The sequence below is a fragment of the Lelliottia jeotgali genome (assembly GCF_977070485.1).
The window spans coordinates 43,237-56,971 of record NZ_CDRVFO010000022.1 but is presented as its reverse complement, the minus strand read 5'-3'; the positions used below and the strand labels follow the sequence as shown (position 1 = coordinate 56,971).

16 protein-coding genes are annotated in these 13,735 nt (G+C 61.9%); 2 read left to right on the top strand and 14 right to left on the bottom strand.

Annotated elements, in window-relative coordinates:
• Positions 1-16 precede the first annotated feature (16 nt).
• Positions 17-1,150 carry an aminotransferase class V-fold PLP-dependent enzyme gene (locus tag ACW4TB_RS24450; RefSeq protein ID WP_279930360.1) on the top strand — a complete coding sequence of 378 codons (1,134 nt, stop codon included), beginning with the start codon at positions 17-19 and terminating at the stop codon, positions 1,148-1,150.
• A 271-nt stretch (positions 1,151-1,421) separates the two neighbouring features.
• On the opposite strand, the gene ACW4TB_RS24445 is transcribed toward ACW4TB_RS24450, so the two are convergent.
• The 12 genes from ACW4TB_RS24445 to ACW4TB_RS24390 all read right to left on the bottom strand — a co-directional run bounded on the left by ACW4TB_RS24445 (position 1,422) and on the right by ACW4TB_RS24390 (position 11,258).
• Complete coding sequence (locus tag ACW4TB_RS24445) at positions 1,422-2,204, bottom strand: TatD family hydrolase (RefSeq protein WP_012313440.1); 783 nt, start codon at positions 2,202-2,204, stop codon at positions 1,422-1,424.
• A gap of 30 nt (positions 2,205-2,234) precedes the next feature.
• Complete coding sequence (locus ACW4TB_RS24440; RefSeq protein WP_012313439.1) at positions 2,235-3,221, bottom strand: DNA polymerase III subunit delta'; 987 nt, start codon at positions 3,219-3,221, stop codon at positions 2,235-2,237.
• Positions 3,214-3,846 carry a dTMP kinase gene (gene tmk, locus ACW4TB_RS24435; protein ID WP_042111273.1) on the bottom strand — a complete coding sequence of 211 codons (633 nt, stop codon included), beginning with the start codon at positions 3,844-3,846 and terminating at the stop codon, positions 3,214-3,216. The genes ACW4TB_RS24440 and tmk overlap by 8 nt, the downstream gene beginning before the upstream one ends.
• Before the next feature lie 9 nt (positions 3,847-3,855).
• Positions 3,856-5,019: an endolytic transglycosylase MltG gene (gene mltG / locus ACW4TB_RS24430; protein WP_012313437.1), complete on the bottom strand. Its 1,164-nt coding sequence runs from the start codon at positions 5,017-5,019 to the stop codon at positions 3,856-3,858.
• Positions 5,020-5,023: 4 nt separating this feature from the next.
• The gene (gene pabC, locus ACW4TB_RS24425; RefSeq protein WP_279930353.1) at positions 5,024-5,839 is read right to left on the bottom strand and encodes an aminodeoxychorismate lyase; all 816 of its coding nucleotides are present in this window, start codon (positions 5,837-5,839) and stop codon (positions 5,024-5,026) included.
• The gene (fabF, locus tag ACW4TB_RS24420) at positions 5,839-7,083 is read right to left on the bottom strand and encodes a beta-ketoacyl-ACP synthase II (RefSeq protein ID WP_012313435.1); all 1,245 of its coding nucleotides are present in this window, start codon (positions 7,081-7,083) and stop codon (positions 5,839-5,841) included. Before fabF ends, pabC begins: the two co-directional genes overlap by 1 nt.
• Positions 7,084-7,257: 174 nt before the next feature.
• Positions 7,258-7,494: an acyl carrier protein gene (gene acpP, locus ACW4TB_RS24415; RefSeq protein WP_012313434.1), complete on the bottom strand. Its 237-nt coding sequence runs from the start codon at positions 7,492-7,494 to the stop codon at positions 7,258-7,260.
• Between the two features lie 203 nt (positions 7,495-7,697).
• Complete coding sequence (gene fabG / locus ACW4TB_RS24410; RefSeq protein WP_008096412.1) at positions 7,698-8,438, bottom strand: 3-oxoacyl-ACP reductase FabG; 741 nt, start codon at positions 8,436-8,438, stop codon at positions 7,698-7,700.
• A gap of 16 nt (positions 8,439-8,454) precedes the next feature.
• Positions 8,455-9,393 carry an ACP S-malonyltransferase gene (fabD, locus tag ACW4TB_RS24405; protein WP_254467369.1) on the bottom strand — a complete coding sequence of 313 codons (939 nt, stop codon included), beginning with the start codon at positions 9,391-9,393 and terminating at the stop codon, positions 8,455-8,457.
• Between the two features lie 127 nt (positions 9,394-9,520).
• Positions 9,521-10,531 (bottom strand): phosphate acyltransferase PlsX, encoded by a 1,011-nt coding sequence (plsX, locus tag ACW4TB_RS24400; protein WP_080516464.1) that lies wholly within the window; start codon positions 10,529-10,531, stop codon positions 9,521-9,523.
• Between the two features lie 3 nt (positions 10,532-10,534).
• The gene (gene rpmF / locus ACW4TB_RS24395) at positions 10,535-10,717 is read right to left on the bottom strand and encodes a 50S ribosomal protein L32 (RefSeq protein WP_010223221.1); all 183 of its coding nucleotides are present in this window, start codon (positions 10,715-10,717) and stop codon (positions 10,535-10,537) included.
• 13 nt (positions 10,718-10,730) lie between these two features.
• Positions 10,731-11,258, bottom strand: coding sequence for a YceD family protein (locus ACW4TB_RS24390; protein ID WP_012313431.1), 528 nt, complete (start codon positions 11,256-11,258; stop codon positions 10,731-10,733).
• A gap of 96 nt (positions 11,259-11,354) precedes the next feature.
• Between ACW4TB_RS24390 and ACW4TB_RS24385 the strand changes: the two genes are divergently transcribed.
• Positions 11,355-11,933, top strand: a complete 579-nt coding sequence (locus ACW4TB_RS24385; protein ID WP_012313430.1) for a Maf family protein — start codon at positions 11,355-11,357, stop codon at positions 11,931-11,933.
• 92 nt (positions 11,934-12,025) lie between these two features.
• On the opposite strand, the gene ACW4TB_RS24380 is transcribed toward ACW4TB_RS24385, so the two are convergent.
• Both ACW4TB_RS24380 and ACW4TB_RS24375 read right to left on the bottom strand, forming a co-directional pair.
• Complete coding sequence (locus tag ACW4TB_RS24380) at positions 12,026-13,051, bottom strand: S49 family peptidase (RefSeq protein WP_279930345.1); 1,026 nt, start codon at positions 13,049-13,051, stop codon at positions 12,026-12,028.
• 2 nt (positions 13,052-13,053) lie between these two features.
• Entirely contained in the window at positions 13,054-13,734 is a 681-nt protein-coding gene (locus ACW4TB_RS24375) for an HAD family hydrolase (protein WP_012313428.1), read from the bottom strand.
• Between the last annotated feature and the right edge of the window lies 1 nt (position 13,735).

The window sequence follows — 13,735 nt, the reverse complement described above, 5'->3', positions numbered from 1 at the left end:
CACGGATCATCCAACCATGTCTATGTTTCACGATGAGTTCGACCAGGCTCCGGGGCTGCGCTACCTGAACCACGCGGCCATCGCCCCCTGGCCACGCAGGGCCAGCGAAGCCGTGTCGCGCTTTGCGCGGGAAAACGTGAACCTGGGCGCTAGTGACTACCCGGCATGGTTGGCCACCGAGCGACGCCTGCGTGAACGGCTTGCGCGCCTGCTCAACGCGCCCTCACGCGGCGATATCGCGCTGGTCAAGAACACTTCCGAGGCACTCTCGCTGGTGGCTTTCGGCCTGGACTGGCAGCCCGGCGACCAGGTGGTGATCAGCGACGAGGAGTTCCCTTCCAACCGGGTGGTCTGGGAAGCGCTGACCGATCGCGGCGTCGAGGTAGTTCAGGCAAGCCTCGCCGTAGCCGATCCGGAGGCTTCGCTACTCGGGGCCTGCAACCGGCGCACACGCCTGCTGGCTATCAGCGCCGTGCAGTTCGGCAGCGGCCTGCGCCTGGATCTGACACGCTTGGGCCAGGGGTGTCGGGCACGCAATGTACTGTTCTGCGTCGATGCCATTCAGCAGATTGGCGCCCTGCCTTTCGACGTGCAGCGCTATGAGTGTGATTTCGCCATGGCTGACGGCCACAAATGGATGCTGGGCCCTGAAGGCCTGGGGGTATTCTACTGCAGGGCCGCGTTGCGCCCGCAGCTAAGGCTCAACGCCTATGGCTGGCACATGCTGGATAATCTGGGTGACTTCGAACGCCGTCAGTGGCAGCCCGCCCGCAGCGCACGGCGGTTCGAATGCGGCAGCCCGAACATGCTGGGCGCTTGCGCGCTGGAGGCTAGCTTGTCGCTGCTCGAGGAAGTCGGCATGGACGAAGTTGCCCGACAATTGCAGCGACGCGTCGAGCAGTTGCATCAAGGGCTGGCGGGTATCGCCAGGGTCCAGTTGCATAGCCCGGATAGCCCGGAGCGACGGGGGGGAATTGTCACATTCAGTATTTCCGGCCAGAACAGCGCAGACATTCATCGCACCCTGACCGCAGAGCGGACGATCTGTGCTCTGCGAGGCCCAGGTGTGCGCTTTTCGCCGCACTTCTATACCAGTGAGCAGCTTATCGACGAAGCTGTGCAGCAAGTACGGCGCCTTGCCATGCGCTGAGGAAGGAAGCGGGCTCGGGCGTATTCCAAATCTGTTTAAAAAACGAACAATTGGCACTGGCACTGCGCCAAACCTGACCAATACTAGAAGTGTTGGCGCGGCGCATCCCCCCCAGTGGCGCGTCGATAAAGGTGCTCACGGACCGCGTACCTTTGTTTTACTCCTAATGGTCTTAACCCGGATTCCTCCCCCAGAACCCGGGTTTTTTTTGCCTGTATGACGAAGCTGGCCCGCTGGCAGCTTTGCAGCGCCGTTGAGATTGGCGCCCGACTCAGGCTACCCGGGCCAAAGGGAACAACCGCTTGAAGTTGTCGGTGGTTTGCCCGGCCAACTGCTGGTAGCTGACGCCGCGCAAGGACGCCACGTACTCGGCCACCTCTCGCACGTACTGCGGAAGGTTCGGCTTGCCACGGTAAGGAATCGGAGCCAGGTAAGGCGAATCGGTCTCCACCAGCAATCGATCGACCGGCACCTGTCGCGCCACCTCGCGCAACGCATCGGCATTGCGGAAGGTGACAATACCGGACAGCGAAATGTAGTAACCCAGGTCCAGGGCCGCCCTGGCCATCTCCCAGTCCTCGGTGAAGCAATGCAGCACACCGGCCTGCGGCAGGCTGGCCTCACGCAGCAGCGCCAAGGTGTCAGCTCTGGCTGCTCGCGTATGCACGATCACCGGTTTGCCGGTCTGGCGCGACGCCTCCAGGTGCAGGCGGAACGACGCCTGTTGCAGCTCGGCCGCCTCCGGCTCGTAGTGGTAGTCCAGCCCGGTTTCGCCAATCGCGACGACATGCGGGTGAGCCAGTTCGCGCAAGAGCCATTCCAGCGCCGGGGTCTCGCCGGGGGCCAGGTCAAGCGGGTGCACGCCCACCGAGCAGTCGACATCAGCGTACTGCTCGCTCAGCGCCTTCACTGCACCGGCATTTTCGGCACTGACACCGATGCACAGAAAATGCCCGACCCCGCGCTCGCGGGCCGCCTGCAGGGCGGCATCGAGGGAGCCCTGATGGGCACTGAGGTCAAGACGGTCGAGGTGGCAATGAGAATCTACGAGCATGGGAGACGTCACACATGAAAAATTGAAAAATCAGCGGGAGCCGGGCAACTGCACCCAATGGGCCAACAAAGCTTCCAGCAACAGCACGCGGTTGAGGTTCGCCTTGCCCAGCACCTTCTGGCGCTGCTCGAGGATCCACGCCTGCACCTCGAGCACCTTGGCCTGCCGGCTCTTCTGCGCAAGGTACTGCACCACCTTGCGCATATCGGCCAAGCCTAGCCCCTGCTCGTCCTGGGTCAATTGATAACGCAGGATCAGGTGCGACCAGTCAAAGAACCAGTCGAACAGCAGCAACAAGGGCACACCACTCCACGCCTCGGCCAGCTGACTGGGTGATTGCTGCTGCTTAAGCAGCTTTTTCACCCCATCGGTCACCAGCGCGCGTTGCTCGCGCACACCTTGGGCGTGCAGGTTCATCGCCATCAACGGCGAGCCGGCAGCGAGGGTCAGCAGTTCGTCACGCTCTGTTTCGTCACTGCCGGCCAGCGCAGTCGCCAGCCAGGCCTGGCCTTGGGCAAGGCTCGGTTGCGGGCAACTGACCTGCTGGCAGCGGCTCTTGATGGTCGGTAACAGGCGGCTGGGCTGGTGGCTGACCAGCAGCAGCACGGTGTCGCCGGAAGGCTCTTCCAGGCTTTTGAGCAGGGCGTTGGACGCATTGACGTTCATCGCCTCGACCGGCTCGATCAGGATTACCTTGCGCCCGCCCAGCTGCGCCGTCTGCACGACGAAGGACACAAGCTCGCGCACCTGATCGACCTTGATCGGCTTATCAGCCTCTTCCGGCTCCAGCACAAAGTTGTCCGGATGGCTGCCCGCGTTGAGCAGCAAGCAGGACTTGCACTTCCCGCAGGCATCAAGCCCCTGTGGCTGCTGGCACAACAAGCGGGCCATCAGGCGCTCGGCCAAGGCGCGCTTGCCGATACCCTGCGGCCCGTGCAGCAGGTAGGCGTGGGCATGCTGCGCACGCCCTGCCAACTGCTGCCACAGCGCCTGCTGCCAAGGGTAGGCTTCAGCCACGGCAACGCTCCAGGATGCCCGGCAACAGCGCGTCAATGGCGCGCTGCACGGCTTCCAGCGGCTGCGCCGCGTCCAGCAGATCGTAGCGCTGCGGCTCGCGTCGAGCGCGCTGCAGGTAAGCCTGGCGCACGGCCTCGAAGAAGGCTTGGCCCTCCTGCTCGAAACGATCCAGCCGCCCACGGGCAGCAGCACGGGCCAACCCTACTTCCACCGGCAGGTCGAAAACCAGCGTAAGGTCGGGGCGCAGCTCGCCTTGGACAAACTGCTCCAGCGCGGCGATCCGCTCTACCGAAAGGCCGCGGCCACCGCCTTGGTAGGCGTAGGTAGCGTCCGTGAAACGATCACACAGCACCACGGCCCCGCGGGCCAGCGCCGGGCGGATCACCTGCGCCAGGTGCTGGGCGCGCGCGGCGAACACCAACAGCAGCTCGGTATCGGCGGCCATCACCTCATCACTCGGTGCCAACAGCAGTTCGCGGACTTTTTCAGCCAGCGGAGTACCGCCAGGCTCGCGGGTAAGCACCACATCCAGCCCCTGCTCTCGCAGGCGTGCCGCCAGGTAATCACGGTTGGTACTTTTGCCCGCGCCTTCGGGGCCTTCCAGGGTAATAAACAAGCCGCTCACAGGCAGTCCTTAATGTTGTTCGTCAGGCGCGGGCGCGTCGGCCGGGGCGGGGTCGCTGGCCGGTGCCGGGTCCTGCGCAGAGGGTTCGCCCGGCTCTGGCGACGCAGGGGCCGGTACGCCCTGCGCATCCGGCTGAGCCTGGGGAGCGGGGCTTGACCGGTAATCCGCACGCCGCTTGAGCTGATACTCCCGCACTGCTGAGTTGTGATCGTCCAGATCGTCGGAGAACACATGACTGCCATCACCCCGGGCGACGAAGTACAGGCTGGTGCCATCGGATGGATGGAGCGCAGCGTGGATCGCCTCCCGCCCAACCATGGCGATCGGCGTGGGCGGCAAACCAGAGATGGTATAGGTGTTGTAAGGCGTTGGCTCACGCAGGTCGGCGCGGGTGATTCTGCCGTTGTAGCGTTCGCCCATACCGTAAATGACAGTAGGGTCTGTCTGCAGCATCATGCCCAGCCGCAGGCGACGAACGAAGACCCCGGCAATCTGCCCGCGCTCCTGCGGGATGCCGGTTTCCTTCTCCACCAACGAAGCCATGATCAGCGCCTGGTACGGGTCACGATAAGGCAGATCAGTGGCGCGCTCGGCCCACTCTTTGGCCAACACTTCGTCCAGCCGCATATAGGCCTGCTGCAACAGCTCGACGTCACTCATGCCCCGCACGAAACGGTAGGTATCAGGGAAGAACCGGCCCTCCGGAAACACGCCGGTATGGCCAAGCTTGTCCATGACTTCGGAGTCGGTAAGGCCCTCGAGGGTGTGCTTGATCTTCTCGTGCCTGGCGATCGCCGAACGCACCTGGCGGAAGGTCCAACCCTCCACCAGAGTCAGGTTGTACTGCACCACATCGGCGCGGCGCCAGGCGTCGAACAAGTCTTCGACGGTCATGCCCGGCGTGATGCGATATTCGCCGGTTTTCAGGGGCGTGCCGGCCATGTTGAAGCGCCAGTACAGGCGCAACCAGAAGGCGTCATCGAGCAACCCCTCGCCTTCCATGCGGTAGAACATGCGATTGGGGTTGGTGCCATTGGGCACGTCGAGCAGTTGCTCCTGCGTCACGCGCAAGGGCTGCTCCAGCACCGAGTTGACCTTCCAGGCAGACCAGCCCAATGCCAGGCCGGCCAGGATCAAGCCCATTTCCAGCAGCAGCAGGATTTTGCGTCTCACGAATTCAGGTATCCAGTAACGTACGGGCAAAGGCCTGCAGTTTACGGGTGAGCGGGCCCGGCGACCAGTTCAGTGCAGCAAAAGCCCGCACAGGCCAGACCCCATAAACGCTGTTGCAGATAAATACCTCATCAGCCAGCGCAAGCTCGTCGAAAGACAGGTCGCGCACCTGCACCGGGATACCCTGTGCCTGCGCCTGTTCCAGCAACGCACCTCGCATCACGCCTGCAACGCCGCAACGGCTGAGTTCGGCGGTGAGCAACACGCCGCCTTGCACCAGGAAAAGATTGCTGTAAACACCTTCGACCAGCCTGCCTTGCCCATCACACATCAAGCCTTCGGTATGTTCGCTGTCCTGCCATTCGGCACGGGCCAGCACCTGCTCCAGGCGGTTGAGGTGTTTGAGGCCTGCGAGCAACGGTTGTTCCCCAAGCCGGGTCTGGCAAGGGAAAAGACGCACACCGTGTTCGGCATGTTCGCCCGGGTAGCTGGGCAGCGGGCTGCTCAGCAGGATGCGCCGCGGCGCAGCACCTGCCATCGGCGCATAGCCACGCTGGCTGTCGCCCCTGGTGAGGATCAGCTTGGCGACGCCGTCACCCAGTTGGCTGGCATAACGCAGGATTTCATCGCGCACCAACGCAAGGTCGGCATTGATTGCCAGGCGCTGGCAGCCCAGGGCCAGGCGTGCCAGGTGACCGTCCAGCATGCTGGGCCGGCCACTGCGTACGGCGATGGTCTCGAACAAACCATCGCCATAGGCCAGGCCACGGTTCTGCAGGTTGACCGCAGTCGCAGGCTGGCCGTCGATCCAGCTGTGCATCAGCCGGCGAACCGGCGGAACACCAGCGAGCCGTTGGTGCCGCCAAAGCCGAACGAGTTGGACAGCACTACGTCGATCGGCATGCTGCGCGCCTGGTGGGGCACGAAGTCGAGGTCGCAGCCTTCGTCCGGCTCATCGAGGTTGATGGTTGGCGGCGCCATCTGGCTGTTGATCGCCAACACGCTGAAGATCGCCTCTACAGCGCCCGCAGCCCCCAGCAGGTGACCGGTCATCGACTTGGTCGAGCTGACAGCCAGCTTGTAGGCGTGCTCGCCGAACACACGCTTGATCGCCGCGACCTCAGCGACATCGCCAGCCGGAGTCGAGGTGCCGTGGGCGTTGATGTAACTGACCTCAGCCGGCTGAATGCCAGCATCACGCAAGGCGTTGGCCATGCAGCGCGCTGCGCCTTCGCCACTGTCGGGTGGCGAAGTCATGTGGTAAGCGTCGCCGCTCATGCCGAAACCAACCAGCTCGGCATAAATGGTCGCACCACGGGCCTGGGCGTGCTCCAGCTCTTCGAGTACCAGTGCACCGGCGCCGTCGGAGAGTACAAAACCATCACGCCCCTTGTCCCACGGGCGACTGGCACGCGCCGGCTCATCGTTGCGGGTCGACAGTGCGCGAGAAGCACCAAAGCCACCCATGCCCAAGCCGCAAGCGGCCATTTCGGCGCCACCGGCGATCATCACGTCGGCTTCACCGTAGGCGATGTTGCGAGCCGCCATGCCGATACAGTGGGTGCCAGTGGTACAGGCAGTGGCAATGGCATAATTCGGGCCCTGCAACCCCAGATGGATCGACAGGAAGCCGGAGATCATGTTGATGATCGAACCTGGCACGAAGAACGGCGAAATGCGGCGCGGGCCTTGATCGTGCAAGGTGCGGCTGGTTTCTTCGATGTTGGTCAGGCCGCCGATCCCGGAGCCCATGGCCACGCCAATGCGCTCGCGGTTGGCGTCGGTGACTTCCAGGCCGGCATTGCGTACCGCCTGGAAACCGGCCGCCAGGCCGTACTGAATGAACAGGTCAAGCTTGCGAGCTTCCTTGGCCGACAGGTACTGCTCGACCTCAAAGCCCTTCACCGAGCCGCCAAAACGGGTGGAGTAGGCAGAAAGGTCCGTATGCTCGATCGGCCCGATGCCACTGCGGCCAGCCAGAATGCCCTGCCAGGTGCTCGGTACATCCGTACCCAGTGGCGACAGCATACCCATACCAGTGACCACGACGCGTCTACGCGACACAGTACTCTCCTTTTCTAATAACAGAGTCTCTTGCCATTGCATTCAAGGCAATGGAATGAAATGGCAACAGGCTCTCGAAGCCTGCGGATCATTGCAGGACCTTCGCAAAGAAAAAACCGCACGCCGGCAAAGGCAGTGCGGTTCTTCTCGACAAGAAGCGTCGACTACAGCGTCTTAACCCTGGTGGGAGTTGACGTAGTCGATGGCAGCTTGAACGGTAGTGATCTTCTCGGCTTCTTCGTCAGGGATTTCAGTCTCGAATTCCTCTTCCAGAGCCATCACCAGCTCAACGGTGTCAAGCGAATCGGCACCCAGGTCATCGACAAAGGACTTCTCGTTGGTCACTTCATCTTCCTTCACGCCCAGTTGCTCGGCGACGATTTTCTTGACGCGTTCTTCGATGGTGCTCATACCTAGTTTTCACTCCTAATGGATATATGTCAGGCAGCTGGCCGGTGACCAATTTTATAGAAAGACGTTCGCTTTTCAAGCGGAACGCACCTTCGCTTCAGTCACCCTACCCTCTGCCTGGAATCTGGTTGCAGCTTTATAACGGATTTTAGGCTGGGAGTATGACTCTTTTTTTAAGCAATCCGTCACATTGAGTTGCAGTGTTACATGTACATCCCGCCGTTCACCGGCACGGTAGCGCCGGTGACATAGGCTGCGCCGTCGGATGCCAGGAAGGAAACCACCTTGGCGATTTCTTCGGCCTGACCCAGGCGGCCCAGCGGAATCTGGGTCTGCAGGGCTTCGCGCTGCGCTTCTGGCAATTCGCGGGTCATGTCGGTATCAATGAAGCCTGGGGTCACCGAATTGACGGTGATACCGCGCGAGCCGACTTCACGCGCAAGGGCGCGGCTGAAGCCTTCCAGGCCGGCCTTGGCGGCCGCATAGTTGGCCTGGCCAGCGTTACCCATGGCACCGACGACAGAGCCGATGCTGATGATACGGCCCCAACGCGCCTTGGTCATGCCACGCAGCACGCCCTTGGACAAACGGTAGAGGCTGTTCAGGTTGGTGTCGATCACATCGAACCACTCGTCGTCCTTCATGCGCAGCATGAGGTTGTCGCGGGTGATGCCAGCGTTGTTGACAAGAATGGCCGGGGCACCGAACTGCTCGCCGATGGCGCCCAATACCGCTTCCACGGACTCGGCGCTGGTGACGTTCAGCTCCATGCCGGTACCGGTGATACCGTGCTCTTTCAGGGTCGCGGCGATGCGCTCGGCACCGGAAGCCGAAGTCGCGGTACCGATCACGGTCGCGCCCTGGCGGCCCAGCTCAAGGGCGATGGCCTGGCCGATACCCCGGCTGGCGCCGGTAACCAGTGCAACTTTACCTTGCAGGCTCATGCAAGCTTCTCCAAATTCAGGCCAATGCCGCACGGGTGGCGGCGACGGCGTCGGGGGTATTGAGGTTGTAGGTGGTCACACCGTCGGCGCAACGCTTGTTCAGGCCAGCCAGCACCTTGCCCGGGCCACATTCGACCAGGTTGACCGCGCCGTTTGCGGCGAGGGTCTGCACGCATTCAACCCAGCGAACCGGCTGATACAGCTGCGCCAGCAGATCCTGCTTGAGGGTGTCGAGGTCGGCGGCGACGGCGGCAGTAACGTTCTGCACTACCGGAATCTGCGGTGCCTTCCATTCGATGGCATTGACGTGCTCGGCGAAACGATCGGCAGCCGGCTTCATCAGGGCGCAGTGCGACGGCACGCTGACCGGCAGCGGCAAGGCGCGCTTGGCGCCCTTGGCTTTGCACAGCTCAATGGCACGATTGACCGCCGCGACGTTGCCGGCGATGACCACCTGGCCTGGCGAGTTGAAATTGACTGCGCTGACCACTTCATCTTCGGCCGCTTCGGCGCAAATGGCCTTCACATCATCGTCGCCCAGGCCGAGGATGGCGGCCATGGCGCCATGACCGGCCGGCACGGCTTCCTGCATCAGTTCGCCACGGCGCTTGACCAGCTTGACGGCGTCTTTGAGCGACAGGCTGCCAGCAGCGACCAGAGCGGAGTATTCGCCCAGGCTGTGGCCCGACACGAAGGCCGGCTGCGCGCCACCCTCCTCCAGCCACAGGCGCCACAGGGCGATGGAGGCAGTGAGGATGGCCGGCTGGGTCTTGTCGGTTTGATTGAGTTGCTCTTCCGGGCCTTCCTGGACCAGCTCCCACAGGTCGTAACCCAGAGCCTCGGAGGCTTCCTTGAAGGTCTCAACGATCACCGGCTTTTCAGCGCCCAGTTCTTTGAGCATGCCCAGCGACTGGGAACCTTGACCGGGGAAGACGAATGCGAGGGATGCAGACATTGAACAAGCCCTTATGATCTTGTCGTCGGATAGAGTGCGCCGAGCCAAAGACTAGACGCGGAAACTGAAAACTTGGATGGAAACGCGGACCAAGCGGTCACATTTAAGCACTTCATCGGCGAAATGCCTAAGGCAAGAGATCTTCAAGGCGCCCGTGCAGGCGCTGCGGGAGGTTTTCCTGGATCTCGATCAGCGCACGCTGGATGGCGCTTTGAAAGCCCTGCACGCCGGCCGAGCCGTGGCTCTTGATGACGATACCCTGCAGCCCCAGAAAACTTGCCCCATTATGCCGCGCCGGCGCCAGGTCGGCCTGCAGACGCTTGAGCAGCGGCATCGCGACGGCCCCGGCAACACGTGACAACGGGCCACCCTTGAACAGTTTTTCGATGCGCGCAGCGATCATAGTCGCCAGGCCCTCGCTGGATTTGAGCAGGATATTACCGACAAAGCCGTCGCATACCACCACGTCCGCCTCCCCCCGATAAAGGCCATCACCCTCGACGAAGCCGACATAATTGAGGCCACGAGCGTTCTGCAACAGCGTGGCAGCCAGCTTGACCTGCTGATTGCCCTTGATGTCCTCGGTACCAATGTTCAAAAGTGCCACGCGCGGGCGCCGGACACCCAAGGCCTGCGCCGCAACCGAGCCCATTACGGCAAACTGGTAGAGGTTCTCGGCACTGCAGTCGACATTGGCACCCAGATCGAGCAACTGACAGTAACCCGCCTGAGTCGGGATAGCCGCGACCATGGCCGGCCGATCGATACCCGGCAGCGTCTTGAGCACCAAACGCGACAGCGCCATCAGCGCACCGGTATTGCCGGCACTGACGCACGCCTGGGCCTTGCCATCACGCACCAGTTCTAGGGCGATGCGCATCGACGAGTCCGGTTTACCGCGCAACGCCTGGGATGGCCGCTCGTCCATACCGATCACCTCACTGGCAGCGACAATCTGCAGGCGCGCGCGATCCGCAGCTGCAAGGCCACTGACAAGATCTTCTAGGAGGGAAGGTTGACCGACGAGGGTCAGGTGCAGCGAGGGGGTAGCCGAAAGGCAGGCAATGCTAGCCTGGACAATGCTGCGGGGACCGAAGTCCCCGCCCATTGCGTCGATCGCGATGACCTGAGCAGACAAGGATTACTCGTCAGCGCCCTTGTCGATCACTTTACGGCCACGGTATACGCCTTCTGGCGATACGTGGTGACGCAGGTGTACTTCACCGGTGGTCTTTTCTACCGACAGCGCGTTTTCCGACAGAGCGTCGTGCGAACGGCGCATGTCACGGGCAGAGCGGGATTTTTTGTTCTGCTGAACAGCCATAATTGATTAACTCCTAAACGTTTGGGTCACGCTTTAACTGCGCCAAAACACTGAACGGGTTGGACCGCGATACCTCGTCCTTGCTCGATTCGGGCTCGTCTGCGCCCGCCGGCTGCTGGCATTCTTCCGGATGATGAGCAGGCACGATGGGCAAGGCGAGCAGAAGCTCCTCCTCGATCAAGGCCTGCAGATCCAAAGGATCTTCGCCCAGTTCCAGCACGTCATAGCCTTTCGGCAACGACTGGGTATTCGCACCCTCCTTCACCACAGCGTAAGTGCATTCGCTGTGAATCGGCAGGGTGACCAGCTCAAGACAACGCTGGCAAACCATTTTGACTTCGACATCCAGCTCGCTGTGGATAACCACCACGTGCTGTTCATCTCGTTCAAAATCGAACTTCGCCTGCACCGTACCGACATTGTCGGAAAGCGGGTCGCAGAGTCTTTCCAAATCAGCGAGTTGCAGCGAACCGTTAAGGGTTACGCCACGATCGGCTAATTTGCGCGGGTCAACGTGAGGTGGAATCGGGTCATTCAACATAGGCGCAGCATTCTAGGGATGCCCCCTGCACCTGTCAAAGGAAATTCGGCGGCATGTTGCATGTTAGAATCGGGATCAACCGATCAGGAGTCTACCATGCTGCCTTTGTTGCTGGCTTCCAGCTCCCCTTACCGGCGCGAACTGTTCGCGCGCCTGGGCCTGCCCTTCACCTGGGCAAGCCCCGACCTGGACGAACGGCGGCTCGCTGACGAGCCCGCCACCGAGCTGGTGCGACGCCTGGCCAGACAGAAGGCCGAGGCACTGGCCGGCAGCCACCCGCAACACCTGATCATCGGCTCCGACCAGGTAGCGGTACTGGGCGAGCAGATACTGGGCAAGCCGCACAGTTTCGAGCGCGCCTGCGAGCAACTGCTGGAAGCCAGCGGGCAGCACGTCACCTTCCTGACCGGGGTGGCACTGCTCAACAGCGCCACAGGGCAATGCCAGGTCGATTGCGTGCCGTTTACCGTAACGATGCGGGAACTGGACCGTGAGCGCGTGGAGCGCTACGTGAAGGCGGAGCAGCCGCTCGATTGCGCAGGCAGCTTCAAGGCCGAAGGGCTGGGTGTGAGCTTGTTCAAGAGCACCCACGGGTGCGATGCCACCAGCCTGATCGGGCTGCCATTGATTCGGCTGGTGGATATGCTGACCACGGAAGGGGTAACAGTCCCCTGAGACCACCAGGGCAGTATTGCACCCCATCGCCCGCAAGCCTTATGCAGTAATTGCCGGAAAGCGGCTTGCTGGCAATGGGGCCGGGCAGGCACTCAGCGCAAGGCAGGCCCCTGGAAGCCCATGTACATGGCCAACTTTTCCGCCACGCTGGCACCGATGCGCTTGGAGAAGCGATCGAACGGTGACTCCTCGACCGTGAAATCGACCAGGTCCTTCTCCCCCACGATCTCACGCGCCACATAGCTCGCACTGCCCAGGCCATCGACAAGCCCAAGCGCCTTGGCCTGCTCACCCGACCACACCAGGCCGCTGAACAACTCAGGATGCTCCTTGTCTTTCAAGCGATCACCCCTACCCTGCTTGACCATGGCAATGAACTGCTGATGGGTGGTATTCAGCACGCCCTGCCAGAACGCCCGCTCTTCAGGCTTTTCCGGCGAGAACGGATCCAGGAAGGCCTTGTGCTCACCGGCGGTATACGTGCGCCGTTCGACACCAAGCTTCTCCATCGACCCCACAAAACCATACCCGGCCGCCGTCACACCAATGGAACCCACCAGGCTGGCCTTGTCGGCATAGATCTCGTCCGCCGCACTGGCAATGTAATAGGCACCCGATGCACCCAGGTCAGCGATTACCGCGTACAGCTTGATGTCCGGATACTCACCGCGCAGGCGACGGATCTCGTCATAGACATAACCTGCCTGTACCGGACTGCCTCCCGGGCTATTGATACGCATGACCACGGCCTTGGTCTTTGGATCCTTGAAGGCCTCGCGCAGACTCTTGACGAGGTTGTCGGCACTGGCAGCTTCCTGATCGGCGATCACACCACGCACCTCCACCAATGCGGTATGGCTGGTGCTGCGCGAAGCGGCCTTGTCCATATCCGTCCAAGGCAGGAACAGGGCCAATACACCGAAGAGATAGACGAAGGTCAGCAGCTTGAAGAAGATCCCCCAGCGACGCGCCCTGCGCTGCTCCTGGACACCGGCCAGCAGGGTCTTCTCCAGCAGCTTCCAGCTTTTGCGCTCTACACGCTCATCCTCTTGACGGTCTTCGCGCGTAAGGCGCTCTTCTTCAGCCTCGGAACCGGGTGCTTTCCACTCATCAACCATGCTCACCTACCTTGGAATTGGATTTGCGCAGAACCTGCCAGCCACTCGCGCAACTGGGAAAAATGATCAATGCACACCTGCGGACCGAACTCGGCCAAAGCCTGCAGCGGCATGGCACCATAGCCCACGGCCGCCGAATGCATACCGGCATTATTGGCCATCAGCAGATCGAATGCCGAATCTCCGACCATCAGCGCCTGCCCGGGTTCGACACCGCAATGCCCCAGAATTTCCTCGAGCATCAGCGGGTGCGGCTTGCCACGGGTCTCATCAGCGGCACGGGTGATGTCGAAAAAACGCTCCCAGCCATTGGCCTTGAGCACCCGATCCAGACCACGACGCGCCTTGCCTGTCGCCACCGCGAGGCGATAACCCTCGACCCGGAAGGCATCCAGCGATTCGACCACGCCCTCGAACAACGGCGAAGGCTGCTGATCAAGCGCCGTATAGATGTCGGCATAGTGCTGACGGAAGGTTTCGACCTGCACAGGATCGAGGTGCGGATAGAGGGTAGAAATGGCTTCACCAAGCGCCAGGCCGATGATGCCCTTGACGGCCTCCTCCGGGCTTGGCGCCTCACCGGCGCGCTCGGCGGCGGCATTCATCGCCTCAACGATCCGCCCGATCGAGTCGGCCAAGGTGCCGTCCCAGTCGAAGATCAGCAACTCGTAAGACTTTTTCATG